A 19,951-nucleotide genomic window follows, 5' to 3' on the forward strand; every position below is an offset into this window, starting at 1 on the left:
ATAAGGCAAAAAATAAAAGATTATCTGATTTTGGCTGGAATATCTGCGTTCATCTGCGGTTTAATCAATTTAATTAAAAATATATTTTTATTGTCATGGCGGCACTCCACCGGCACAACATCTGAATTCAACTACCCCACCCCAACATCCAGCGCACAACCCCCGCACCCAGGCACCAGTGCAGGAGGGGGGCAGGAGTCTGAACCAGAATGGACACCCGATTTAGCGTATCCACTCTCCGGACCGGGGCACCATGAATCCCGCGAGTGGCTGCCGCCACCCAGTGAAGGCTCGACCGGGCCCGGGGTGGAGCGTGCGATGGTGGGGGCCGGGTGAGTGATGCAGAAACGGGCGGCTGGGATTAGATATGATTTAGGTTTACCGGAAAGTGGATAAATGAACCGCAGATGAACGCAGATAAACGCAGATGAAGGTTAAGATGAATTCTAATTCAAAAGATAAGGCAAAAAATAGAAGATTATCTGATTTTGGCTGGAATATCTGCGTTCATCCGCGTTCATCTGCGGTTTAATCAATTTAATTAAAAATATATTTTTATTGTCATGGCGGCACTCCACCGGCACAACATCTGAATACAACTACCCCACCCCAACATACAGCGCATCACCTCCCGCACCCAGGCACCAGTGCAGGAGGGGGGCCGGAGTCTGAACCAGAATGGACACCCGATTTAGCGTATCCCCCTCCGGACCCGGGCACCATGAATCTCGCGAGTGGCTGCCCCCGGTCAGTGAAGGCTCGACCGGGCCCGGGGTGGTGGGGGCCGGGTGAGTGAGGCAGAAACGGGCAGCTGGGCTTGAAATAAGGGGTGAGCTTGATGTATCTGATAACATCAAATTATAACAACATTATATTCATTCAATAAATATTTCATCAAGAACTCCCTTTTCAATCAAACTAATATTGAATAAATAATTATTATTATTAAATGTCTCTTCCAGTGGTCGCTTAGTAGTTACCCATCCTTTTCCATCTGTGATCCAAATTAGTTCTATATTTTGATTTTGAAGTTCATTAAACAAGGATTTAAATTCGCCGCAAACCGATTTTAATTTTGATCCCCCTCCATTATAAAAATTAGTTTCAATTAAAAACAATTTTCGTGTTTTGTTATTAAAAATGGCAAAATCAAAACTTCTAGCAGATAATTCAAATTTTACTTCATAATCCCATTTTTGTTGAATTCTTGATGGAGTTGCTTGCGGAATGTATTCCAAATCATTATTTTTTTCCATACTCTGTTTTAAAAATACTTCGACAAGTTCTTCCATCAGAGTCCCACCTCTGTTTTTTCGTCCATTTGAATCTAATCCTACTTCCACACCAAACACATAATCTACAAAATTTTTAATTTTTTTATCATGAAAGAGTTCTATTAATCCGCTTTTTTTGATAAATATATAATATTTTTCTGCACTTTCATCAGTTATTTGATTTTGGTGTTTAAAGTCAAATTTTAAATAACTTAAATCTCGATTTTTGTAATCTTTTAGAATTTCAAATTCAGTCTCTCTTACTGCTAATAAAAACGGAATGACTTTTACTGTATTGGGATATTTTTTTATTAAACTTTTAAAATCTTCTTCTAAATTTGATGAACCAATTAGTGAATTTAACAAATTTAATTCGATATTAATGTCCTTAATATTTTTATTTACTTTATCCCAATTAATAAAATATTCCCAAACTTTAATCGAGGATTTTAAGCTACTAATTAATGAATCAAAAACGTCTTTTTCGGAAATTTTGTTTCTTTGATAAAATTGAATATATTTCATAATCTTTGGACCACTTTTACCTTGTAAAATTTAATAATTCAAAATTACTGCTTCCGCTATTGCCCCTCTTCCATTACCATTGCAGTTTATCATCCTTTTTGCACTTACTTTTTCAATTCTATAATCACTATACAATTCTAAAATCAAATTTGAATAACTGTTGCTCAACATTAGTTGGCAGCCTTTTTTATCAAGTTCGCGATAAACACCAGCTAAACGATTCTGGTCTTTTTCCGAAAACGAGTTTTTAGTATAACTCGTAAAATTCGATGTAGATGATAATGGATGATATGGAGGATCAAAATAAATAAAATCCCCTTCATTAGCATGATTTAATACATTTTCAAAAGGCATAGTAATTATATCAACATCTTGAAGCATGGAATTCGCTCTTTCCAAAATCTCCTCTTTGAATATTTTAGGGTTTTTATAACTTCCAATTGGAACATTGAATTTTCCCTTGGAATTTACTCTATACAAACCGTTAAAGCATGTCTTATTTAAATAAATAAATCTTGCAGCCAATTCAACTTCTGATAAAATACTGGTATCCAGATTTCGAATAGAATAATAATATTCTTTATTGTGATTTTTTCGATGATCTTTGAGCAATTCTAATAATTCCAAAAGTTGAGTTTGTACAACTTTGTAACAATTTATTAATTCAGGATTTATGTCTGATAGAATGATTTCATCGGGCTGGTATACTTCTTTTATTAAAAAAAATACGGCTCCGCTTCCAATAAACGGTTCTAAATATTTGTTAAATGTTCTTGGGAAAAACGATTTGAATTGATTTAGTAATTGAGTTTTTCCACCTGCCCATTTAATGAATGTTGGGACATTAATAGATCCATTATCAAATTTCTCAACTTGAGCACTGTACTGTATTTTTTGTATTGTTATACTCATCTTTTGCACCGACTATTCTCACTCGATCTCTTTAATTTTTGATAAAATATTCCTTCCATTTTCAGTGCTTTGAAATAACTTTGTTTTTCTTCTTTCTGGAGTAAGACAAATAACTAATTCTCTTTCAGAAAGTTCACTTAATGTACTACTAACATGACTTATTGGAATGTCAAGTTTTGCTGAAATATCGCTTGGTGTACTTACAGCATCCATTATTAATGATAAAATTCGGAATCTTTTATCGCTTGACTTTACAAAGCTGATCAAGTCCCAATTATTCATATTTCTACTTGGTTATAGATTGTTTTAAATTTAGTTACAGTTATATTGTAATTAATATGTAACTACCTATATTTATGAAAATTTTTATATTGACCTCTACACTGAATCGCTAAACCCTTAATTTGAGATTCTTTGGGGATTAAATATGAAAATGCATGACATCATTAAAAGGGCTATCGATCTGCCTTTTGAAGAACATGATGTCATTCTTATTAATAACAATGGAGTAGAATTATCAATTTTTCGACCAATAAAAAGTTCCTAAGGGATTAAGACAAAAATATGATGCTAAAACTAATTTTCAGATATGGTTAAAAGAAAAAAATGACCACTTCAGACCAAACCATTTAAGGTTGATAATTGATCTCGATTTGAAATTGAGAAGTCGTCCTGACCTTCAAAAAGAATTATTGGAAACATTTGATGATATTTTCTATGGTGAGGATCCTGAAATTGTTGTCAAAAGATTCAATGGAATAAAATTTGAACATGAATTAAATAGCATAATAATTATTGCAACTTTGATGCAACTTTTCATCGTTGAACAAGCAATAAACTATACCAGCGAAAGTAAGTTTGACCCGCCAACATTATTTTTCCTTGGGTGGGTGCGTGCAGTATTATGCAAATATAAAGAGATTGATAATTTATGTATGAGTATAGGAAGATTTCAACCCCCACCACCTAGATTTACATCTATGGAAAATAAAAAACATAAGCAATATAGTCCAAATAGACCCGAACTCTGGTATTTAAATGAGGAATTATAGTGTTACATATCTATTTCACAATTATGTGACCTTCTTTCTGTGATGCATTTTTATCGATTTCACTTTTACAACTTCTACAATAAATTCTCATTTCACATTCTACATATTCTGAATTAAGTACTTCAAAATCACCATGGACATATTCAAAAATATCATAACGATTTGGTTCACTTTCAAAAAAGCCAAAACCACATTTTGGACATTTGGATTTGTTAGCAGTTTTCATCATTTGATTACTCCTCTAACATATCTGCAAGATAATAAACTACTTTTCCAATGCTAATTTCACTCCATGATTCTTCCACTTCATTTCCCTGAATAACTTTGACAAATTCAGTTGGAAGAAGTACACATTTATTTTCGAATTTTTTTGAGGTTTGTCTCAGTAAATTTGCTAATTCATTTATTTTCATAAAGTTTCCCCAATTCAATTACCATATTGATTTAAGTAGTATAAATACTTACAGTTTAGTTACAGTTTATTTACAATAAACTGTCTACGAATAAATACAAACATTAAAGAATAAAAACCCAAATTTTGAGAGCAATGGATGGAATAGAATCTAAATCAGGAAACGAAATGATATCAAATTACAGTTATATGAAAGAGGTTTCTCATAACGATTTTAAAAAATTTTTAAAACATAACGACGAGGTTAAAATTGGAGGAGTGAAGATAAAACTTCAAATAAAGTGGGATCTTTCAAAACTCGCCCCCGCCGCATTCAAACCCCAGACCACCACAGTCTGGTCATTCCCGGACCGCGGGGACTGGGCCACCCACAAAGGCAACTACCGCGGCAACTGGTCACCCTACATCCCCCGCAACCTCATCCTCCGCTACACAGACCGTAATGACACCGTCCTTGACCAGATGGCAGGCAGCGGCACCACCCTCGTCGAGTGCAGACTCCTCCAGCGCAACGCCATCGGGGTTGACATAAATCCCGATGCCGTCATGGTCGCCCGCAACAGGCTGGACTTCCCCTACACGCCCCTTGATGAAGAATACCGCGAACCAGACATACGAACATACGTCGGGGATGCCCGCGCGCTTGATATCATCCCCGACAGCTCCATCGACCTCATCGCCACCCATCCCCCCTATGCACACATCATCCCCTACACCCATGAGACTGGCGAAGGCGACCTCTCAAACGTCCACAGCATCGATGAATTTGCCAAGGAGATGCGCCAGGTGGCTGCCGAATCCATCCGCGTGCTTAAACCGGGGAAGCATTGCGCTATACTGATGGGGGATGCCCGCAAGCATGCTCATTTCATTCCCATTACTCCAAGGGTTCTCCAGGCCTTCCTTGATGTGGGATTTGTGCTGCGGGAGAATATTATTAAACTTCAGTGGAAGATGAAAGGGACGAGGGAGAACTGGAGCGGGACAAAATACAACTTTTTGCTCATCGGGCATGAGAACCTGTATGTTTTCAGGAAATTGAAGGATGGTGAATCGGCAGCTAAATTCAGGAACAGCATGAAATGGTGGTAGGGATGGCGCGAGATAGTTGAGAAAAGGGGTCAGGATGAGCAGAAAGAGAATTATAATTCAATAAGCTCGATAAAATCCACAATCTTTAGATCGCTGTCAAATGTTGCAACCCTGGATATTCCATAGGCTCTGCAAGTAGCAACGATCAAAGCATCATTCGGAAGAAGGTTGTATTTTCCCATAATATCCATCATTTCAAAGTATCTCGCATTAGGAAGTACTTCGCAGTCAATGGCTGTTATCAATTTTGTAAAAATAAACGCATTTTTAAATGCTTCCGGGAAAATATCTGGCTTTTTAAGATGATCAATAGCATCGTAGTGTTTTAGATCGTATTTATTTACAATGTATTGTTTCATTAAAATATAAATTACTTCATTTACAATAACATCACAAATAACCGCTTTATCTTTAGCGTTTTTCAAAAAATCATGTGCTCTTGCATCACCTTCAAGAAAATGTTTCAGGAAAACAGAGGAATCAATGAGTATCATACATCTCATATCTCATTTTCTTATCGTATTTTCCTTTGAATATTCCAGACGTTTCTCTCAGAATATTCTCCACTTTCCGTATGCGTATCTCAACTATTTTGCCTTCACAAGGTTCTATCTTTTGTAAAGGTTTAAGAACCCCGTTCTCATAAACTGCGTCAATTATCTCTGTTTCTGTCATAATGAATTCCTCAGGTTCTAAATCTGTACTGGTAAGAACTAATAATGTTTTTATTTATCCTGTAAAGTGTATATTCTTTTTCCTGATGCATAACGATTGCCATTCTGGAGTAAATATCAACCTATATCTTCTTGAAATTCTCGTCGATTTCTTACCATGCAGCTCGCCCGAAAGCCAGCCTCCCACATGCAGAGGGTCATCCTGCAGCCTCTTGAGTTTGTTATCAAGTTCAGAAAGTGCTTCGTTATTTTTCCTGATTGCTCTTAGAGAATCAAGAAAAGTATCCGTTCTTTTGACCACCCGGATCATAGCTCGCCGAGCATCGCTTCAACAGAAGTAACTTCCTTAACCCGTCCTTCTTTAATGTCAAGGTCACTTTTGCGCAGTGCTGTCATCGTTTTTGGATCACTGAGAATTTCAACTGAATCAACCAGAGCGTCCAGATCATCTCTTGTTACCATTTTTCTCTCTATTGCCAGAAGCTCATGGTATACATCTTCAATTGTTATTGATTCAGGCATGATTTTAAATTGGATGTATATCCTCATAACGATTGCCCATAAGAAATAAGCAATAATAAACCTCTGCAAAAACTCGCCCCCGCCACCTTCAAACCCCAGACCACCACAGTCTGGTCATTCCCGGACCGCGGGGACTGGGCCACCCACAAAGGCAACTACCGCGGCAACTGGTCACCCTACATCCCCCGCAACCTTATCCTCCGCTACACAGACCGTAATGACACCGTCCTTGACCAGATGGCAGGCAGCGGCACCACCCTCGTCGAGTGCAGACTCCTCCAGCGCAACGCCATCGGGGTTGACATAAATCCCGATGCCGTCATGGTCGCCCGCAACAGGCTGGACTTCCCCTACACGCCCCTTGATGAAGAATACCGCGAACCCGACATACGAACATACGTCGGGGATGCCCGCGCGCTTGATATCATCCCAGACAGCTCCATCGACCTCATCGCCACCCATCCCCCCTATGCACACATCATCCCCTACACCCGTGAGACTGGCGAAGGCGACCTCTCAAACGTCCACAGCATCGATGAATTTGCCCGTGAGATGCGCCAGGTGGCTGCCGAATCCATCCGGGTCCTGAAACCGGGGAAGCATTGCGCTATATTGATGGGGGATGCCCGCAAGCATGCTCATTTCATTCCAATTACACCCAGGGTCTTGCAGGCTTTTCTTGATGTGGGATTCGTGCTGCGGGAGAATATCATCAAGTTGCAGTGGAAGATGAAAGGGACGAGGGAGAACTGGAGCGGGACAAAATACAACTTTTTGCTCATCGGGCATGAGAACCTGTATGTTTTCAGGGAACTGAAACGTGATGAGTCAAAAGCGATATTTAAGAATAGTATGAAATGGTGGTAATGGAAAGTGGGTAAACAGTTGGTGTGCCGGTGGAGTGCCGCCATGGCTGTTAAAATATATAAGTTGTGTTGATGACTTAACATCTCATCAGTGTTAATCCGTGAAATCTGTGTCTAAAAAATAATGAAAACCAGCCCTTATCCTTGTTCAGTTCTCATGCCCACCCTTTCGGTTCACTCATAAGGGTACCTCTCCCAACCTGCTCCAGCCGCCCTTGTGGTGTGGGTGGCTGGCAGGCGCTTTTCGATTGATCTGGGTGGCCGTTTTCATTTCAATACTATACCAAAATTATGTTATCAGATGCCACTGCAAATCCGTGTAAATCCGTGAAATCCGTGTCCCTTTGCCTGATGGATGGGGGTACATAATCTATTTCATTAAACATAATTGTTATATAAGTTAAGGAAACAATAGTTGAGTATGGGAGAATGGGATAATGAATATGGGATTAGACATTTTATCAATTAAAATAAGATGGAATAATTTCATAATAGTGGCTGGAATAGCGATAATGTCCCTCTTTTTGGTTGCTGGCATTGCAAGCGCAGATCCACCTCCATCAATCCTTAAGATAAACGGGAATGAACAGACTTCTGGAATAGGTAGTTATTGTTGGAAGGTAGAAAACGAGACATATTCAATATGTGGAGATACTATTGGCATTATAACACCAGCAGAGCCTTTGTTTACCATGTCACCATTTACAGCACACCTAATTCTTCCCCTTCAGGAACCCCTGGAAGAGTTAGGATTTAGCGTTACTCGAGTCACAGATGAAGATGAACTTAGAGAGGCTGTAAATGAGACTAGAGCGTGGCGTTTACAAGGGAAATGGGGGGATTCGAACATGCTACCTTTAGAGCGTGAGCCGGAAATAAATCTCTCCCTTGAGCCCGGGCTTTACGTTTTGAATATATTTGTCGAATGGGAAGAGATAGGTGATGTATCCTACGGTTTTCTGGTACAGGTAAATAACCCGGAAACCGAAGTTACAAATAATATTAGCTCGGGCGAAAAGACTGCTGGATTTGAGGTTTTTCTGGCAATAATGACACTTTTATTTGCAATTGTAATCAGGCGAAATAGGAAATAATGACTATAAACTAGCAATAGCCACCAAAAATATATTTCCAAGATTATTTAAATAAGCAAAATCCCATCCCTTCTTCAGCTCTCCTTCCGCCCCTTCGTTTTCACTTCACAGGGTGCCCCTCCTCGTAAGCTCCGCCTGCCCTTGTGGTGAGGGGGGCTGGCAGGCGCTTTTCTATTCTTCTGGCGGGCTTTTGGTGGGCCATTCAGCTGCCCCTACCACATCTTCCATGCACGTCGCCTGCCCCCCTCCATCGATACACTCCCGCCTCCCGTCAGTCAATACTCAAATGCTTTGCCTTTTTGCAAAAAGATTTTATGTTTAACCGTTCATAGTATACCATGGTGATACAATTGCAAACAATCCCTGCTAAATTGACATCAAAACTTGTAGCTGAACTTGATGGATTGATAAAAGAAGGGTGGTATGCCAATCGTTCAGAAGCCATCAGGGATGCCGTACGTAACATGGTGGAACGTAAAAAACTGGTGAGACTTGAAGCAGCAGTTGAAGAGGACATTAAATGGGGCCTTTATGGAGATTAAAGTAATTTCGGATGCCGACCCCATCATCCATTTATCTGAGATAGGCAAAATAGCGTGTTTTTCACTCTTCAGTACAGTGCTTGTGACCCATGAGGTCTACAGCGAAGTTAAAGCCTGCAACTTGCCAGGTAACGATGAGATTAAATCAAAAGTATTTGAGATCGTTGACCTTGGATCGAACAAAAAAGACCGGGTAGAATATTACTCACTTAAATATGATATTAGTATCGCCGATGCAACCGTAATAACACTGGCAAAGTATACAGGTATCAATCTCGTCCTGACCGATGATCTCGACGTAAGGGACATTCTAAGATCACAGGATATTCAACCCGCTGGTTCCATAGGCATACTTCTCAGAGCATACCGTGTGAGAGTTATACCTTATAATGAAGCAGTAGAAGCACTGGAAAACCTGCAGGAAATTTCATCTTTATATGTTACTTCAAAGCTCATTGAAAATGCTAAACAGGCGTTAAAGGAATATGATGCTGGTCACAGGTTGAAATAGGAACATGAAGAAGTAAAAATAAAACATTTTTGATTGTACATAAAGTATAACTTTGTGTACTCAAGTTAATCCGACCGTAGGGAGGATTTTCTTGTATGCCTTTTTCCCACCAGTAAATCCTCCATATACCCACAAATCATCTTGTGTGCAATATTCCTGATCCCATCCATTCCTCCAATCACCTGCGCTGCCCCTGATGCATTTATACGCCTGCCCGGGCAGGGGGGCAGACCGTGTGAGTATGCTGTTGATTAAGTGGCAGTAATGGGAAGGTAGATTCAGTTGGTGGTGGTGGATCGGTGTTATGGCTGTTAAAATATAATTTTTGTGTGATGGGTTGTTACCCATAATACTATGGAGTATAAGAGATTGTATATCGGTTGAATTTTATGCAATGACCTGATACGATTGACCTATCTGCTTAAAACTCGAAACGTCTTTGCGCTCCAATTTTGTCCTGATATCTTCAAAGCGCTTGACAGTTTCCTGCGAATAAAGACGCTCACCACAATGAAGGCAAACCTCTGCCCTTACTTTAATTACAGCCGTGTGAACTCCTCCTTTGAGCAGTTTCTCGACTTGCTTTTCCTCGAGGTCACCGCCACAAACAGGACACTTTTCAAACGGTATTGTTTGGTTCATTCTTTTCTCCTTTGCCAGTTTTCCCATTTCGAGGGATCAGGACGGTATACTGTTACCAATACAGCCCATTTTGTCTGTTCATTATATGCCCAGACGCTGTGAACAGGTTCATTTTTGTATGTATTTCCATATATCAAACAACTCGGATAAGGTTTATCGTCAAAATAATCTTCAATGATCATACCCGTTAAAACTGATTGAAAAATTTCATTATATGAGAGTTTATCATTTTGCGCCTCTTCATCAGAATGGTCAGTAATTCTTATTCTGTCTGAATGAATGGCACTTTTAATGTCAGATATTTCCATGTAAAAACTCCCCAATATTGAACTTCATTTTTTACTGAATTAAAAATATTTATTGCTTGTCATTTGTTGCCTATATTGATACCATATCAACTTTAAATCTATCTTCACCTGAGATGGATGCACACATATCTATTCCTCATTCGTGGTACTAACCTCCCGCTCCCGCCGCCTTCAAACCCCAGACCACCACAGTCTGGTCATTCCCGGACCGCGGGGACTGGGCCACCCATAAAGGCAACTACCGCGGCAACTGGTCACCCTACATCCCCCGCAACCTCATCCTCCGCTACACAGACCGTAATGACACCGTCCTTGACCAGATGGCAGGCAACGGCACCACCCTGGTCGAGTGCAGACTCCTCCAGCGCAACGCCATCGGGATTGATATAAATCCCGATGCCGTCATAGTCGCACGCAACAGGCTTGACTTCTCATATATCCCCCTCGATGAAGAATACAAAGAGCCGGAAATTAAAACATCCGTAGGAGACGCCTGCAATCTCGATAAGATTCCCGACAACTCAATTGACTTTATTGCTACCCATCCGCCGTATGCACACATCATCCCGTACACTCATGAGTTAGTTGAAGGCGACCTGTCCAGTGTCCACAGCATCGATGAATTTCCCGTTGAAATGCTGCAGGTTGTGGCCGAATCCATCCGGGTCCTCAAACCGGGGAAGCACTGCGCTATCCTGATGGGTGATGCCCGCAAGCATGCTCATTTCATTCCTATTACTCCCAGGGTCCTGCAGGCATTTCTTGATGTGGGATTTGTGCTGCGGGAGAATATCATCAAGTTGCAGTGGAAGATGAAAGGGACGAGGGAGAACTGGAGCGGGACAAAGTATACCTTTTTGCGGATAGGACATGAGAATCTGTATGTTTTCAGGAAATTGAAAAGTGAGGAGTCAAAAGCAAAATTTTAATATCAGTAGTTACTGTTTCCCAGACTATTGAATTACTGACCCAAAAATATTCATGGATAAGCTTATCCCTCAATCCTGTAACAGCTTTCCATTCAATTTCTGAATATCCTTGTTTAATTTTATCAGGAATCTTTTTCGCAGCTTCCCCTATTCCTTCCAGATTTCTTACCACTGCATCCCTGGTTTTTTTTATCCGCAAAATACTCTTCAAATTCCATATTTTGTGTAAATTCTTCAATATTTGCACTGGCTTCAAGAATATCTTGAATAAACAGAATAACATTCCTTTTTTTAGGCATAAACTGTCTCATCCAATATATTAGATTTAATCAATGGTTTTAATGCATCAGGGGTCACAAGGTCAACCTTTATGCCGAATTTTTCACTAAGATAATTTTCAAGTTTAATGAATGTAAAAAAACCCATTGGACTATCAAATTCAACAAGGACATCTACATCACTGGCTTCTGTTTGTTCGTCCCTGGCATAAGACCCAAATATACCAATAGTTTTAACTTGATATTCTTTTTTTAGAAGGTGGTCTTCTTCTAATAATTTATCCAGAATGACTTGTTTGGATTTCATTGTATCCTTCTCATTGTATATGTTTAGGAATTCAAGCATTCAATATTTTTCATTGTTATGCTAAATAATCATATTTATTACCATACCATCATTCCTTCTTCAATTCTCCTGTTGCCCATTCTCCATTATCCACTCTGACTATCACCGAAATTAGCAGGTAAAACATTAACTAAATATACAAGACTCACATAATCTTTTACGGGGGCTACTATGTTCCGGAAATTCCAGATAACAGAAATAATAGACAGAACAACCAACGTCAGAAGTTACCGGTTTGACAGACCGCAGGACTTCCTTTACCTTCCAGGACAGTATGTCATGGTGCAGGTTGAGAACAATGGCAACATGATCCAGAAGGCCTTCTCACTTTCCAGCAGTCCCACCGAAGAAGGATATCTCGAGATCACCAAGAAGTTCACAGGGCATGAGTTCTCTGATGCATTAAAGGCCAGGGAAGTGGGAGATGAACTGGGTCTTGATGGCCCTCGCGGCTCTTTTATCCTCAATGAGCAGGAAAAAAATATCGTGATGCTGGCAGGCGGTATCGGAGTGACCCCTTTTCGGAGCATGATTAAATATTCCATGGACCGGTATCTTGACAATACCATCGTGCTCATCTGCAGCAACAGGACCGAGGAGGATATCATCTTCTCCGACGAGTTCAGGAGTATGATGAGATCCGGCAGGTTATCGATGGTCCTGACCTGCACCAGACCATCTGACCAGTGGAAAGGCATCTGTGGCAGGATCGATCGTACCATGATCCAGAAAGAGGTCACGGATCTTTTGCAGTCATTTTTCTATATCTGCGGCCCTCCATCAATGGTTCAGAGTATGAGAGAGCTGCTTGAAGAGATGGAGGTCCCAAAGGAAAGGATACTTTTCGAGGACTTTTACGGGTATTGATGTCCTATGAAGAGCCCTGCAATGCCAGGTCTGGTATGCATGTGCATCCTTATCGTCACCGCTTATTCCAGATGCCTGTCCTCCAACACACAACCAGGGGATACTCTCTTTCCTCCCTCTCGGTTTCACTTCACAGGGTGCTCCACTCGCTCTGCGCCGCCCCTGATGCACATGTCCGGCGCCAGGACAGGGGGAACAGGGATGTGATTTCAGAATGTCAAGCGTCCAGATTCGCAAAGGTTTAATAAATAACATCTGCATAGTCTAAAAACATGGAAGTAGCAATTTCTAACGATGCAGCTCCTGTAGTAAAAGATTCAATAAACAGAGAAATAATACTGTTAGAATCAAAAATTAAGCTACTGAAAAGTGAAATCAAGAAATTCGAAGAAAAATACCAGCTTACATCTCCCGAATTCAAAGAAAAGTTTGATAGCGGGAACCTTGACGATTCACAGGACTTTTTTGAATGGTGGGGACTCATAAGAGGCCTCGAAACATTAGAAGATAACATTAGTAAAGCCAGATCGGTGGTAACCTATTGGTGATCGCAGACTATTTCAAGTCAATCGAAGTCCTGTTAAGCAATTCAAAACTAATAGTTGATAAAACAATTGACTTCAAAGAATTCAGCAGTTGCGAGGGAATGGTTACCGGAAGTTTGTTATTTCTGGGTGGTTATTCGCTCAATTTTATGGAATATATCCTGATAGGAAAACAACGGCCTAAATATAGATTCAACCTCTCAAATAGTAAAGGAAAGTTAATGTTCAGATATGACAATGCACCTCATCATAAAGAAATCTCGACATATCCACACCATAAACATATTGGCACACAAGTCAAATCCTCTGAAGAGATAGGACTTGCAGAAGTGATCTCTGAAATTGAGATTATAATACTAACTGAGCCCAACAGCATGTGATTAACATGCATTGTTGAACAATCATCTTCCTCCACCTGTGTCTTCAATCACTCGGCCCCCGCTCTCCCTGTTCCACTCACCTGCGCCGCCCCTGATGCACCAGCCCGGCGCCCGGACAGGAAAGTGCGGATTGGGTGTGGTCTATGCTCATGAAGTGCATTGAAAAGATAATTTCTTCCGCCCACCATAATTCTGCGATATCTATATCAGTCAAAGAGATAAACAGATAAATCAAATGTCAGGTACTATCTTCACGTTCACAACTCCCCCGGTACATCCTACCACCAATCATCTTACCCTGTCCGACCACTGGGACCATCTCCGTGCACGAGTAGGTATTAACCGTTCAGGCCACCTCGTCGAACCCGGCCTGTACTCACTGGGCAATCCCACACCAGACTCCCCTGTGTTCGTCACCGCCAACTATACCCTGTCCTTTGACGCAGTGCGCTCGTCCCTGGATGACTGGATGAAATGCTATATCCTGGTGCTGGACACAAAGGGTATCAATGTATGGTGCGCTGCCGGCAAGGGCACATTCGGTACCGGTGAACTGGTAAACAGGATCCACATAACCGGACTGGCCGATAAGGTCAACCATCGCGTGCTCATCCTGCCGCAACTGGGTGCCACCGGCGTTTCAGCCCACGAAGTGAAAAAACTCAGCGGTTTTCGGGTAGAATACGGGCCTGTGCGCGCAGCTGACCTGTCGGCATACCTGAAGACACACAAGGCCACTCCTGAGATGCGAAGGGTGCAGTTCAATGTAATAGAGCGCCTGGTCTTGTTTCCTGTCGAGCTGGTCAAAGTACTCCCGTACCTCCTGGTCATATCCATCATCCTGTACTTTGCCTCAGGCCCCCTTGCGGCTGCAGGTGCTGCCGCTGCTATGCTGGCGGGTATTTTTCTCTTCCCCATCCTGTTGCCGTTCATCCCCACAAAGGACTTCAGCAGTAAAGGATTCCTACTGGGCGGGCTCATCGCGCTCCCCTTTGCACTTGCAGCGTACCGGTACGGAATAGAACCCGCTCCATGCATCCATATTTCAAGAGCTATCACTCCCATGCTGCTCATGCCGCCAGTCACAGCATTCATATCGTTGAATTTCACAGGCTCCACAACATTCACTTCAGTCACCGGGGTCAGGAAAGAGATATCCACCTACACACGCGTCATGGCATGGATGTTCGCATCAGGAACAGCAACATTAATTATTCTCGCCATATTACGAATTACGGGATGGTAACAATGTTCGATTCATACCGCTCCAACACGCTCCAATATGACCCTGTCAAGTGCATTAACTGCGGGATGTGCACCACCGTCTGCCCCCATGCGGTCTTTGCTCCCGGTGAAAATGAGGTCCGGCTAGCAGACTATCTCGCCTGCATGGAGTGCGGGGCCTGCCAGATGAACTGCCCGACCGGCGCTATTACCGTTGAGAGCGGCGTGGGTTGTGCGTATGCCATGTTCTATGCCGCCCTGACAGGGAAGGATGAGCCCACCTGCGGTGCCGGTGATGACGCGTGCTGCTCATGACAGAACGTTCAAACAGGTGATGGTCATGATTAAAGAACTCATACGAAAGAACAGGAGTTATCGGAGGTTCCACCAGGAAGAAACCATAGCACCTGAAACATTGCGGGAACTCATCGACCTTACCAGGTACTCGGCCTCCGGTGCCAACCTGCAGCCACTGAAATACATCCTATCCTGTGAATCCGGTAAGAACGACCTGATATTCCCCCACCTGGCCTGGGCCGGATACCTGAAAGACCGGGAGGGGCCTGCTGAAGGTGAACGCCCGCCTGCTTACATAATCATAGTATGCGACACTGACATTTCAAGCTCAGCCGGTGTGGACCACGGTATAGCAGCCCAGAGCATACTGCTGGGTGCGGTCGAAATGGGGCTGGGCGGGTGTATCATCGGTTCTATAGAACGCGACGGGCTGCGAAAGGCTCTTGGCATCCCGCCCCGTTATGAGATATTACTGGTACTGGCACTGGGCAAGCCAAAGGAAGACGTCGTGGTCGAAACAGCAGGGACTAAGGGAGATATCAAGTACTGGCGTGATGAAGAAGACGTCCACCATGTGCCAAAGCGGGCGCTGGATGAAATCATCCTGGATATCTGATCGGTTCTGTTGTTCTTGTTATTTCGACGGGGATTTCCTCTTGAACCGACCTACATGGGCCAGGAGCACATCGATACCTTTCGTCATCAATGAATTGAACTTCTCGCCTCGCATCACGGCACGGTTTATTGATTCGCCAAGGTCCACGGGCAGGGCCACATCGACCCAGTTATCGCGTTGTCCAAACAGCATGGGGTCCTCGAAAACCTCAGCAGCAACGTCAAGTGCGCTCATGGCAGCCTCGGCATCTTTGAACTTTACGGGAACATGCAGGGTTACTGATGTTATTTTTCCCTTAGTATCTTTAGGAGTATAGAACCGTACTATTTCGTTCCCGAACCGACCCGTGAAATGGTCAGTACCCTTGACGAATCCCAGTCCAAGTATGGTATCTATCACCTTGGAAGGCAGGTCGTCCATCAGACAACCGCACAGTGCCGCCGTTATCTCATCCCTGGTCAGCCCTTCGGCCAGCACCTCGAACTCCTGCATGGGGAATCCTACTGCTATCTCGTCCTTCTCGTACCCGCCGAACATCCTGGCTCCTGCACATAATAGCGAGAGATTGACCGTGTTCTCCATGACAGGAATGGCAGTACATTCACCGCATACGGCAAACTCGCCCTTGAATTTAGAGGATACTTCCCTGCCGTGTATCTTCCCAAGTGTGGTTGCCATTCGCATGATCTTCCGGGGATTGCCTATTACAATAACCACATCCGGTTCGAAATCGGCTTTTTCAAGGGGTGCAAGTGTGACACTGGTGGTATCAGCAGGTTTTATCCTCGGGTAGACCTCACCGTATTTTGGCTCCTCGAATCCCAAGGCAAGTTCGGCACTGGCACACGACAGGTCATCAACGGTAAACGTAAACGTGTCCCCGTGGGAAGCACTGAGCCGTACCATCTCACAATAACGCCGTGGAGCAAGCTCGTCATGTGGCTTGTCACTGTTTATCTTCACTGCAACGGGGGATGCCGGCAGTTCAAAGAACCGCCTGAATCGACTGGAAACTTCAGCGTATTTCATGTACTATTCCTCTTCAACGGGAATGTTGTTCTCTTTAGCAATGTCTATGAATGCCCGGGCCACATATTCCACCTGTTTGCGGCTGAGTCCGTACGTGTTTATCTTGAAATTCTTGCTCATACCCGGATGTAATCCCATTATCTTGCGTTTTTTCAGCTCGTGATACAGGAAATATCCCCGTTTCTTGTGCTCCTCGGCCACCTCATGCAGTGGCAGGGTCTCGAAATTCATCATGGTATGCTCTGCGGGCCTGACACCCATCAAGTGGAACCCTTCTATCCTCTCAAGCTGCCGTGCCAGGTATCGCGCATTTTCCACTTCCTCATCCCAGTGCCTGACCCGCTCGACCACGGCCGGGAACGAAGCCATAAGCGTGATAAGTGGTGCGCCAAAGACAGGAGCGCATCCGAACAGGGCAACTTCCTTTTTGGTAAATCCGCGCCCGCTCCATTCACCCCTGATGCTGGATTTGTCAAATATCTGCTGGCTCCACTCGTATGTGGTGGCCAGGATACCGATGGGGGCCGAAGCCGCCCAGCTCTTATGTCCGGAACCGCACAGGAAATCCACGCCCAGCCGCTTGCCGTCCACGGGCATGATACCTGATGAATAGGCTGTGTTCAGCAGGAACGGGACACCGTACTCCTTGCAAATCTTACCCACGCCGGCCGCATCGGCTATGTTACCGTAGCGGTAATCGACATGGGTCAGCACTGCCATGGTGGGAAGGGAACCGGTCTTTTTCTCTACTTCCTCGAATTTGGTCGCATACCCTTCAGGTTCTATCCTGAACTCGGGATATCCGCTGTGAGGCACTTCGAACACCTTCAGCCTGTTGGCCTCGGCAGCCAGGTACGAGGTATAGTGGGCCAGCGAGTCCACAACAACAGAATCACCGGGCTCGCATGCCATGTGCATGGCTGCCCATTTGGCGTGCCTGCACCCGGCTGTGAATCTAACATCGTCCATGTTCAGGAATTCAGCAATATCATGAACCAGGTTGCGCACCGGGGGTTTCTGGACCAGGTCAACCCTGGACTCAAAACAGTAATCACATACCGAATATCCGTCCCCGAACTCCAGCAGTGCTTTGCGGGCCTCTGGCGTCAGGACCCCTCCCCGCTGGATGGGATGTACATTGATGAATACGCCTTCTACATTTCTTTCCAGGTTCTTGTATAAATTGAGGTCCAATGTCACACCTTCTATGCTGCGGTAATTGTGTCCAGGAGGTATTTTATATCATCCCTGTCAATGCGCCCTACCAGCATCAGTTCACCGTCAAGGGCAATGGCAGGTACAGATGATATACCAAGATGCTTCGCTCTCTCAAGACCTTCACCCTGCAAAGCGTTTACCTCTTTAAAGGTAATGCCTTTGGGCAATAACTCAATAAGCATGGTCCTGACACTGTGGCAATCAGCGCACGTGTCCGAATAGTACAGTTCAACTAAACTCATATCTTCCCTGATGTATGTATATCAATAATATGTGTGTATTATGACAATTCTTGCCGCACCAACATATATTAAGATTGTTCCACTATAACTATACCATATGGATGAAACGACGGTCAAACGTACAAAATCTGCAATTAATGGGCTGCTGGACGTGGAGCAGTTCTGGATCGACTCAGCGCCTGAGTATGATTTATCCCAGGAGGATATTGATAAATTGCTCAAGAAACTGGCTAAAGTGCAGGATACTGTTGATAAGATCAGCAAGAGCGTCGAGAAAAAGGTCAGGACTGCGGATTAAGGGAGTAATAGATTCTTTTTTTTGGGGGTAGATATGGCCGAGTGCGATGTTCATACACTGCTGCGGCTGCCCACTGGCGTATTCTATGCCCAGGGTGTGAAGGCTAACGTGCTGTTCTTTGACCGCAAACAGGCAAGTGAGAAGTTATGGATCTATGATCTGAGGACTAACCAGCATTTTACGCTGAAGACAAATCCGCTCGCCTTCGATAGTCTGAAGGATTTTATTGAATGCTATCATCCGGATAACAGGCGTGACAGAAAGAAAACTGCACAGTTCAGGGTATTTGATTATGCCGAACTCATGCAGCGGGACAAGGCAAGTCTTGACATCTTCTGGCTCAAAAATGAAAGTCTTGAAGATTCTGAGAACCTGCCTGACCCGGATGTGCTGGCCAGGGACATTGCCGAGAATCTGGGGTCTGCTCTTGAGCAGTTCAGTACGATTTACCAAGAACTGGAAGAGGAATAAGACAAGAAATTATATTCTTCAAAACCCACACTTCCCCCCCGAATTCTCCTTCGGCAGCTTCACCCGGATCGTGAACCGGTACAACACCCTGCCTCCCTGCACCCGCAAATACTTCGAACTCTCCTTCCTGCTGCCCCCCAGCACTTTCATTATCCTGGTAGCCGCATGCCTGGCACTTGCCACGTTGGCAATATAGACATCTATCCCCCGCTTGACCTCCAGGTACTCGTAGTCCACGCCGCTGCAATATTTATCGACAATATTATAAACCGACCTGGTCTCATCTCCGGTCATCTGCCGGTCTGCCCGTACCTGGAGAATTGCATCGTGTCCCATGAATTCTTCACCCGGTCTAAGATCCTGAATAGTTCCCTTCACACTCATACATATCTCTTTACATAAAGCCTCCCTAACTGGAATGAAACGAAATTGTTATATAGAACTGCAAACAATTAAGACGCTTCACTGACAGAAACAATTTTTAAATCTGTAACGGGGTAACGACATGAAAATAGTACCATTAGGTAAGAGAGTTTTAATCAAACCGGTCAAAGAAGACGAAAAGACTGCGGGCGGAATATACATACCTGAATCTGCCAAGGAAAAGAAAAAACGGGGTATCGTGGTAGAAACAAGCGCATCCATGGACGCCAAAGAATGCCCCATCAAAAAGGGAGATACCATTCTCTATTCTGGTTACAGTTTTGAAGAGATGGAGATCAACGGGGAACAGTACATCGTCCTTGACCAGAAGAATATAATCGCAAAGATAGAGTAGGTGAAAA

35 protein-coding genes and 1 pseudogene are annotated in these 19,951 nt (G+C 43.5%); 18 read left to right on the top strand and 18 right to left on the bottom strand.

The window, feature by feature from the left end:
• A partial coding sequence (locus K0A89_10030) for a hypothetical protein (protein ID MBW6518824.1) occupies positions 1–336 on the top strand: 336 nt, incomplete at its 5' end.
• Positions 337–599: 263 nt separating this feature from the next.
• Here K0A89_10030 and K0A89_10035 read toward each other — a convergent pair.
• From K0A89_10035 to K0A89_10050, 4 genes are read right to left on the bottom strand one after another with little or no spacing between them, the layout of a single operon-like run.
• Positions 600–854, bottom strand: a complete 255-nt coding sequence (locus K0A89_10035) for a hypothetical protein (GenBank protein ID MBW6518825.1) — start codon at positions 852–854, stop codon at positions 600–602.
• 21 nt (positions 855–875) lie between these two features.
• On the bottom strand, positions 876–1,799 hold the full coding sequence (locus K0A89_10040; protein ID MBW6518826.1) for a type II restriction endonuclease: 924 nt from the start codon (positions 1,797–1,799) through the stop codon (positions 876–878).
• A gap of 30 nt (positions 1,800–1,829) precedes the next feature.
• Positions 1,830–2,711 (bottom strand): DNA adenine methylase, encoded by an 882-nt coding sequence (locus tag K0A89_10045; GenBank protein MBW6518827.1) that lies wholly within the window; start codon positions 2,709–2,711, stop codon positions 1,830–1,832.
• 18 nt (positions 2,712–2,729) lie between these two features.
• Positions 2,730–2,993 carry a DUF742 domain-containing protein gene (locus tag K0A89_10050; GenBank protein MBW6518828.1) on the bottom strand — a complete coding sequence of 88 codons (264 nt, stop codon included), beginning with the start codon at positions 2,991–2,993 and terminating at the stop codon, positions 2,730–2,732.
• Between the two features lie 377 nt (positions 2,994–3,370).
• Between K0A89_10050 and K0A89_10055 the strand changes: the two genes are divergently transcribed.
• Complete coding sequence (locus tag K0A89_10055) at positions 3,371–3,763, top strand: hypothetical protein (protein MBW6518829.1); 393 nt, start codon at positions 3,371–3,373, stop codon at positions 3,761–3,763.
• A 10-nt stretch (positions 3,764–3,773) separates the two neighbouring features.
• Here the strand turns inward: K0A89_10055 and K0A89_10060 are convergent, their stop codons facing one another.
• Positions 3,774–3,992: a hypothetical protein gene (locus tag K0A89_10060; protein ID MBW6518830.1), complete on the bottom strand. Its 219-nt coding sequence runs from the start codon at positions 3,990–3,992 to the stop codon at positions 3,774–3,776.
• A gap of 4 nt (positions 3,993–3,996) precedes the next feature.
• Positions 3,997–4,176, bottom strand: a complete 180-nt coding sequence (locus K0A89_10065; GenBank protein ID MBW6518831.1) for a hypothetical protein — start codon at positions 4,174–4,176, stop codon at positions 3,997–3,999.
• Between the two features lie 134 nt (positions 4,177–4,310).
• Here K0A89_10065 and K0A89_10070 point away from each other — a divergent pair, with 134 nt between their 5' ends.
• Positions 4,311–5,267, top strand: a complete 957-nt coding sequence (locus K0A89_10070) for a methyltransferase domain-containing protein (GenBank protein MBW6518832.1) — start codon at positions 4,311–4,313, stop codon at positions 5,265–5,267.
• A gap of 50 nt (positions 5,268–5,317) precedes the next feature.
• Here the strand turns inward: K0A89_10070 and K0A89_10075 are convergent, their stop codons facing one another.
• The 3 genes from K0A89_10075 to K0A89_10085 form a co-directional block, all read right to left on the bottom strand.
• Positions 5,318–5,761, bottom strand: a complete 444-nt coding sequence (locus tag K0A89_10075) for a PIN domain-containing protein (protein MBW6518833.1) — start codon at positions 5,759–5,761, stop codon at positions 5,318–5,320.
• Positions 5,748–5,942, bottom strand: a complete 195-nt coding sequence (locus tag K0A89_10080) for an antitoxin family protein (GenBank protein ID MBW6518834.1) — start codon at positions 5,940–5,942, stop codon at positions 5,748–5,750. The genes K0A89_10075 and K0A89_10080 overlap by 14 nt, the downstream gene beginning before the upstream one ends.
• A gap of 305 nt (positions 5,943–6,247) precedes the next feature.
• Positions 6,248–6,463 carry a hypothetical protein gene (locus tag K0A89_10085; protein ID MBW6518835.1) on the bottom strand — a complete coding sequence of 72 codons (216 nt, stop codon included), beginning with the start codon at positions 6,461–6,463 and terminating at the stop codon, positions 6,248–6,250.
• A 237-nt stretch (positions 6,464–6,700) separates the two neighbouring features.
• Here K0A89_10085 and K0A89_10090 point away from each other — a divergent pair, with 237 nt between their 5' ends.
• From K0A89_10090 to K0A89_10105, 4 genes are all read left to right on the top strand, one after another.
• On the top strand, positions 6,701–7,330 hold the full coding sequence (locus K0A89_10090) for a methyltransferase domain-containing protein (GenBank protein MBW6518836.1): 630 nt from the start codon (positions 6,701–6,703) through the stop codon (positions 7,328–7,330).
• A 442-nt stretch (positions 7,331–7,772) separates the two neighbouring features.
• On the top strand, positions 7,773–8,423 hold the full coding sequence (locus K0A89_10095; protein ID MBW6518837.1) for a hypothetical protein: 651 nt from the start codon (positions 7,773–7,775) through the stop codon (positions 8,421–8,423).
• A 371-nt stretch (positions 8,424–8,794) separates the two neighbouring features.
• Positions 8,795–8,965 carry a ribbon-helix-helix domain-containing protein gene (locus K0A89_10100; protein MBW6518838.1) on the top strand — a complete coding sequence of 57 codons (171 nt, stop codon included), beginning with the start codon at positions 8,795–8,797 and terminating at the stop codon, positions 8,963–8,965.
• Positions 8,955–9,476 (top strand): PIN domain-containing protein, encoded by a 522-nt coding sequence (locus K0A89_10105; GenBank protein MBW6518839.1) that lies wholly within the window; start codon positions 8,955–8,957, stop codon positions 9,474–9,476. The genes K0A89_10100 and K0A89_10105 overlap by 11 nt, the downstream gene beginning before the upstream one ends.
• 387 nt (positions 9,477–9,863) lie before the next feature.
• Here the strand turns inward: K0A89_10105 and K0A89_10110 are convergent, their stop codons facing one another.
• Positions 9,864–10,118: a YgiT-type zinc finger protein gene (locus K0A89_10110; GenBank protein MBW6518840.1), complete on the bottom strand. Its 255-nt coding sequence runs from the start codon at positions 10,116–10,118 to the stop codon at positions 9,864–9,866.
• Positions 10,115–10,426, bottom strand: a complete 312-nt coding sequence (locus tag K0A89_10115) for a DUF4258 domain-containing protein (protein MBW6518841.1) — start codon at positions 10,424–10,426, stop codon at positions 10,115–10,117. The genes K0A89_10110 and K0A89_10115 overlap by 4 nt, the downstream gene beginning before the upstream one ends.
• A gap of 176 nt (positions 10,427–10,602) precedes the next feature.
• Here K0A89_10115 and K0A89_10120 point away from each other — a divergent pair.
• A pseudogene (locus K0A89_10120) lies at positions 10,603–11,355 on the top strand (methyltransferase domain-containing protein).
• Here K0A89_10120 and K0A89_10125 read toward each other — a convergent pair.
• Genes K0A89_10125 through K0A89_10135 form a run of 3 tightly spaced genes read right to left on the bottom strand, consistent with a single transcriptional unit; the run spans position 11,315 to position 11,940 of the window.
• Complete coding sequence (locus K0A89_10125; protein ID MBW6518842.1) at positions 11,315–11,554, bottom strand: DUF86 domain-containing protein; 240 nt, start codon at positions 11,552–11,554, stop codon at positions 11,315–11,317. The pseudogene K0A89_10120 and the gene K0A89_10125 overlap by 41 nt on opposite strands.
• Positions 11,478–11,654 carry a hypothetical protein gene (locus K0A89_10130; protein ID MBW6518843.1) on the bottom strand — a complete coding sequence of 59 codons (177 nt, stop codon included), beginning with the start codon at positions 11,652–11,654 and terminating at the stop codon, positions 11,478–11,480. The genes K0A89_10125 and K0A89_10130 overlap by 77 nt, the downstream gene beginning before the upstream one ends.
• Positions 11,647–11,940, bottom strand: a complete 294-nt coding sequence (locus K0A89_10135; GenBank protein ID MBW6518844.1) for a nucleotidyltransferase family protein — start codon at positions 11,938–11,940, stop codon at positions 11,647–11,649. Before K0A89_10135 ends, K0A89_10130 begins: the two co-directional genes overlap by 8 nt.
• Before the next feature lie 210 nt (positions 11,941–12,150).
• Between K0A89_10135 and K0A89_10140 the strand changes: the two genes are divergently transcribed.
• The 7 genes from K0A89_10140 (at position 12,151) to K0A89_10170 (ending at position 15,908) form a co-directional block, all read left to right on the top strand.
• Entirely contained in the window at positions 12,151–12,846 is a 696-nt protein-coding gene (locus K0A89_10140; GenBank protein ID MBW6518845.1) for an FAD-dependent oxidoreductase, read from the top strand.
• Positions 12,846–13,091, top strand: coding sequence for a hypothetical protein (locus K0A89_10145; GenBank protein MBW6518846.1), 246 nt, complete (start codon positions 12,846–12,848; stop codon positions 13,089–13,091). Before K0A89_10140 ends, K0A89_10145 begins: the two co-directional genes overlap by 1 nt.
• 27 nt (positions 13,092–13,118) lie before the next feature.
• On the top strand, positions 13,119–13,394 hold the full coding sequence (locus K0A89_10150) for a hypothetical protein (protein ID MBW6518847.1): 276 nt from the start codon (positions 13,119–13,121) through the stop codon (positions 13,392–13,394).
• Complete coding sequence (locus K0A89_10155; protein ID MBW6518848.1) at positions 13,388–13,771, top strand: hypothetical protein; 384 nt, start codon at positions 13,388–13,390, stop codon at positions 13,769–13,771. Before K0A89_10150 ends, K0A89_10155 begins: the two co-directional genes overlap by 7 nt.
• Positions 13,772–14,006: 235 nt before the next feature.
• Positions 14,007–15,017 carry a carbon monoxide dehydrogenase gene (locus tag K0A89_10160; protein ID MBW6518849.1) on the top strand — a complete coding sequence of 337 codons (1,011 nt, stop codon included), beginning with the start codon at positions 14,007–14,009 and terminating at the stop codon, positions 15,015–15,017.
• A 2-nt stretch (positions 15,018–15,019) separates the two neighbouring features.
• On the top strand, positions 15,020–15,310 hold the full coding sequence (locus K0A89_10165; protein ID MBW6518850.1) for a 4Fe-4S binding protein: 291 nt from the start codon (positions 15,020–15,022) through the stop codon (positions 15,308–15,310).
• Positions 15,291–15,908: a nitroreductase family protein gene (locus tag K0A89_10170; GenBank protein ID MBW6518851.1), complete on the top strand. Its 618-nt coding sequence runs from the start codon at positions 15,291–15,293 to the stop codon at positions 15,906–15,908. The genes K0A89_10165 and K0A89_10170 overlap by 20 nt, the downstream gene beginning before the upstream one ends.
• 18 nt (positions 15,909–15,926) lie before the next feature.
• Here the strand turns inward: K0A89_10170 and K0A89_10175 are convergent, their stop codons facing one another.
• The 3 genes from K0A89_10175 to K0A89_10185 are packed head-to-tail and all read right to left on the bottom strand — an operon-like array spanning position 15,927 to position 18,397.
• Complete coding sequence (locus K0A89_10175) at positions 15,927–16,937, bottom strand: DUF169 domain-containing protein (GenBank protein ID MBW6518852.1); 1,011 nt, start codon at positions 16,935–16,937, stop codon at positions 15,927–15,929.
• Between the two features lie 3 nt (positions 16,938–16,940).
• Positions 16,941–18,131, bottom strand: coding sequence for an O-phospho-L-seryl-tRNA:Cys-tRNA synthase (gene pscS, locus K0A89_10180; protein MBW6518853.1), 1,191 nt, complete (start codon positions 18,129–18,131; stop codon positions 16,941–16,943).
• 11 nt (positions 18,132–18,142) lie between these two features.
• Entirely contained in the window at positions 18,143–18,397 is a 255-nt protein-coding gene (locus K0A89_10185) for a thioredoxin family protein (protein ID MBW6518854.1), read from the bottom strand.
• Positions 18,398–18,494: 97 nt separating this feature from the next.
• On the opposite strand from K0A89_10185, the gene K0A89_10190 reads away from it, so the two are divergent.
• On the top strand, positions 18,495–18,695 hold the full coding sequence (locus tag K0A89_10190) for a DUF2100 domain-containing protein (GenBank protein ID MBW6518855.1): 201 nt from the start codon (positions 18,495–18,497) through the stop codon (positions 18,693–18,695).
• Between the two features lie 33 nt (positions 18,696–18,728).
• Positions 18,729–19,166, top strand: coding sequence for an SAM-dependent methyltransferase (locus tag K0A89_10195; protein ID MBW6518856.1), 438 nt, complete (start codon positions 18,729–18,731; stop codon positions 19,164–19,166).
• A gap of 18 nt (positions 19,167–19,184) precedes the next feature.
• On the opposite strand, the gene K0A89_10200 is transcribed toward K0A89_10195, so the two are convergent.
• A complete protein-coding gene (locus tag K0A89_10200) occupies positions 19,185–19,550 on the bottom strand; it encodes a 60S ribosomal export protein NMD3 (protein ID MBW6518857.1) in 366 nt (121 codons plus the stop codon).
• 121 nt (positions 19,551–19,671) lie between these two features.
• Here K0A89_10200 and K0A89_10205 point away from each other — a divergent pair, with 121 nt between their 5' ends.
• Positions 19,672–19,944: a co-chaperone GroES gene (locus K0A89_10205; GenBank protein ID MBW6518858.1), complete on the top strand. Its 273-nt coding sequence runs from the start codon at positions 19,672–19,674 to the stop codon at positions 19,942–19,944.
• Positions 19,945–19,951: the final 7 nt, after the last annotated feature.

It is taken from the genome of ANME-2 cluster archaeon (assembly GCA_019429385.1).
Lineage (GTDB): Archaea > Halobacteriota > Methanosarcinia > Methanosarcinales > Methanocomedenaceae > Methanocomedens_B.

Coding starts and splice junctions, on each gene's coding strand:
- K0A89_10150 (MBW6518847.1), top strand. CDS start 13,119: ATGGAAGTAGCAATTTCTAACGATGCAGCTCCTGTAGTAAAAGATTCA.
- K0A89_10070 (MBW6518832.1), top strand. CDS start 4,311: ATGGATGGAATAGAATCTAAATCAGGAAACGAAATGATATCAAATTAC.
- K0A89_10065 (MBW6518831.1), bottom strand. CDS start 4,176: ATGAAAATAAATGAATTAGCAAATTTACTGAGACAAACCTCAAAAAAA.
- K0A89_10115 (MBW6518841.1), bottom strand. CDS start 10,426: ATGGAAATATCTGACATTAAAAGTGCCATTCATTCAGACAGAATAAGA.
- K0A89_10050 (MBW6518828.1), bottom strand. CDS start 2,993: ATGAATAATTGGGACTTGATCAGCTTTGTAAAGTCAAGCGATAAAAGA.
- K0A89_10095 (MBW6518837.1), top strand. CDS start 7,773: ATGGGATTAGACATTTTATCAATTAAAATAAGATGGAATAATTTCATA.
- K0A89_10080 (MBW6518834.1), bottom strand. CDS start 5,942: ATGACAGAAACAGAGATAATTGACGCAGTTTATGAGAACGGGGTTCTT.
- K0A89_10135 (MBW6518844.1), bottom strand. CDS start 11,940: ATGAAATCCAAACAAGTCATTCTGGATAAATTATTAGAAGAAGACCAC.
- K0A89_10200 (MBW6518857.1), bottom strand. CDS start 19,550: ATGAGTGTGAAGGGAACTATTCAGGATCTTAGACCGGGTGAAGAATTC.
- K0A89_10145 (MBW6518846.1), top strand. CDS start 12,846: ATGTCCTATGAAGAGCCCTGCAATGCCAGGTCTGGTATGCATGTGCAT.
- K0A89_10060 (MBW6518830.1), bottom strand. CDS start 3,992: ATGATGAAAACTGCTAACAAATCCAAATGTCCAAAATGTGGTTTTGGC.
- K0A89_10105 (MBW6518839.1), top strand. CDS start 8,955: ATGGAGATTAAAGTAATTTCGGATGCCGACCCCATCATCCATTTATCT.
- K0A89_10185 (MBW6518854.1), bottom strand. CDS start 18,397: ATGAGTTTAGTTGAACTGTACTATTCGGACACGTGCGCTGATTGCCAC.
- K0A89_10140 (MBW6518845.1), top strand. CDS start 12,151: ATGTTCCGGAAATTCCAGATAACAGAAATAATAGACAGAACAACCAAC.
- K0A89_10160 (MBW6518849.1), top strand. CDS start 14,007: ATGTCAGGTACTATCTTCACGTTCACAACTCCCCCGGTACATCCTACC.
- K0A89_10035 (MBW6518825.1), bottom strand. CDS start 854: ATGTTATCAGATACATCAAGCTCACCCCTTATTTCAAGCCCAGCTGCC.
- K0A89_10045 (MBW6518827.1), bottom strand. CDS start 2,711: ATGAGTATAACAATACAAAAAATACAGTACAGTGCTCAAGTTGAGAAA.
- K0A89_10165 (MBW6518850.1), top strand. CDS start 15,020: ATGTTCGATTCATACCGCTCCAACACGCTCCAATATGACCCTGTCAAG.
- K0A89_10195 (MBW6518856.1), top strand. CDS start 18,729: ATGGCCGAGTGCGATGTTCATACACTGCTGCGGCTGCCCACTGGCGTA.
- K0A89_10130 (MBW6518843.1), bottom strand. CDS start 11,654: ATGCCTAAAAAAAGGAATGTTATTCTGTTTATTCAAGATATTCTTGAA.
- K0A89_10205 (MBW6518858.1), top strand. CDS start 19,672: ATGAAAATAGTACCATTAGGTAAGAGAGTTTTAATCAAACCGGTCAAA.
- K0A89_10175 (MBW6518852.1), bottom strand. CDS start 16,937: ATGAAATACGCTGAAGTTTCCAGTCGATTCAGGCGGTTCTTTGAACTG.
- K0A89_10170 (MBW6518851.1), top strand. CDS start 15,291: ATGACGCGTGCTGCTCATGACAGAACGTTCAAACAGGTGATGGTCATG.
- K0A89_10190 (MBW6518855.1), top strand. CDS start 18,495: ATGGATGAAACGACGGTCAAACGTACAAAATCTGCAATTAATGGGCTG.
- K0A89_10040 (MBW6518826.1), bottom strand. CDS start 1,799: ATGAAATATATTCAATTTTATCAAAGAAACAAAATTTCCGAAAAAGAC.
- K0A89_10090 (MBW6518836.1), top strand. CDS start 6,701: ATGGCAGGCAGCGGCACCACCCTCGTCGAGTGCAGACTCCTCCAGCGC.
- K0A89_10110 (MBW6518840.1), bottom strand. CDS start 10,118: ATGAACCAAACAATACCGTTTGAAAAGTGTCCTGTTTGTGGCGGTGAC.
- K0A89_10085 (MBW6518835.1), bottom strand. CDS start 6,463: ATGCCTGAATCAATAACAATTGAAGATGTATACCATGAGCTTCTGGCA.
- K0A89_10075 (MBW6518833.1), bottom strand. CDS start 5,761: ATGATACTCATTGATTCCTCTGTTTTCCTGAAACATTTTCTTGAAGGT.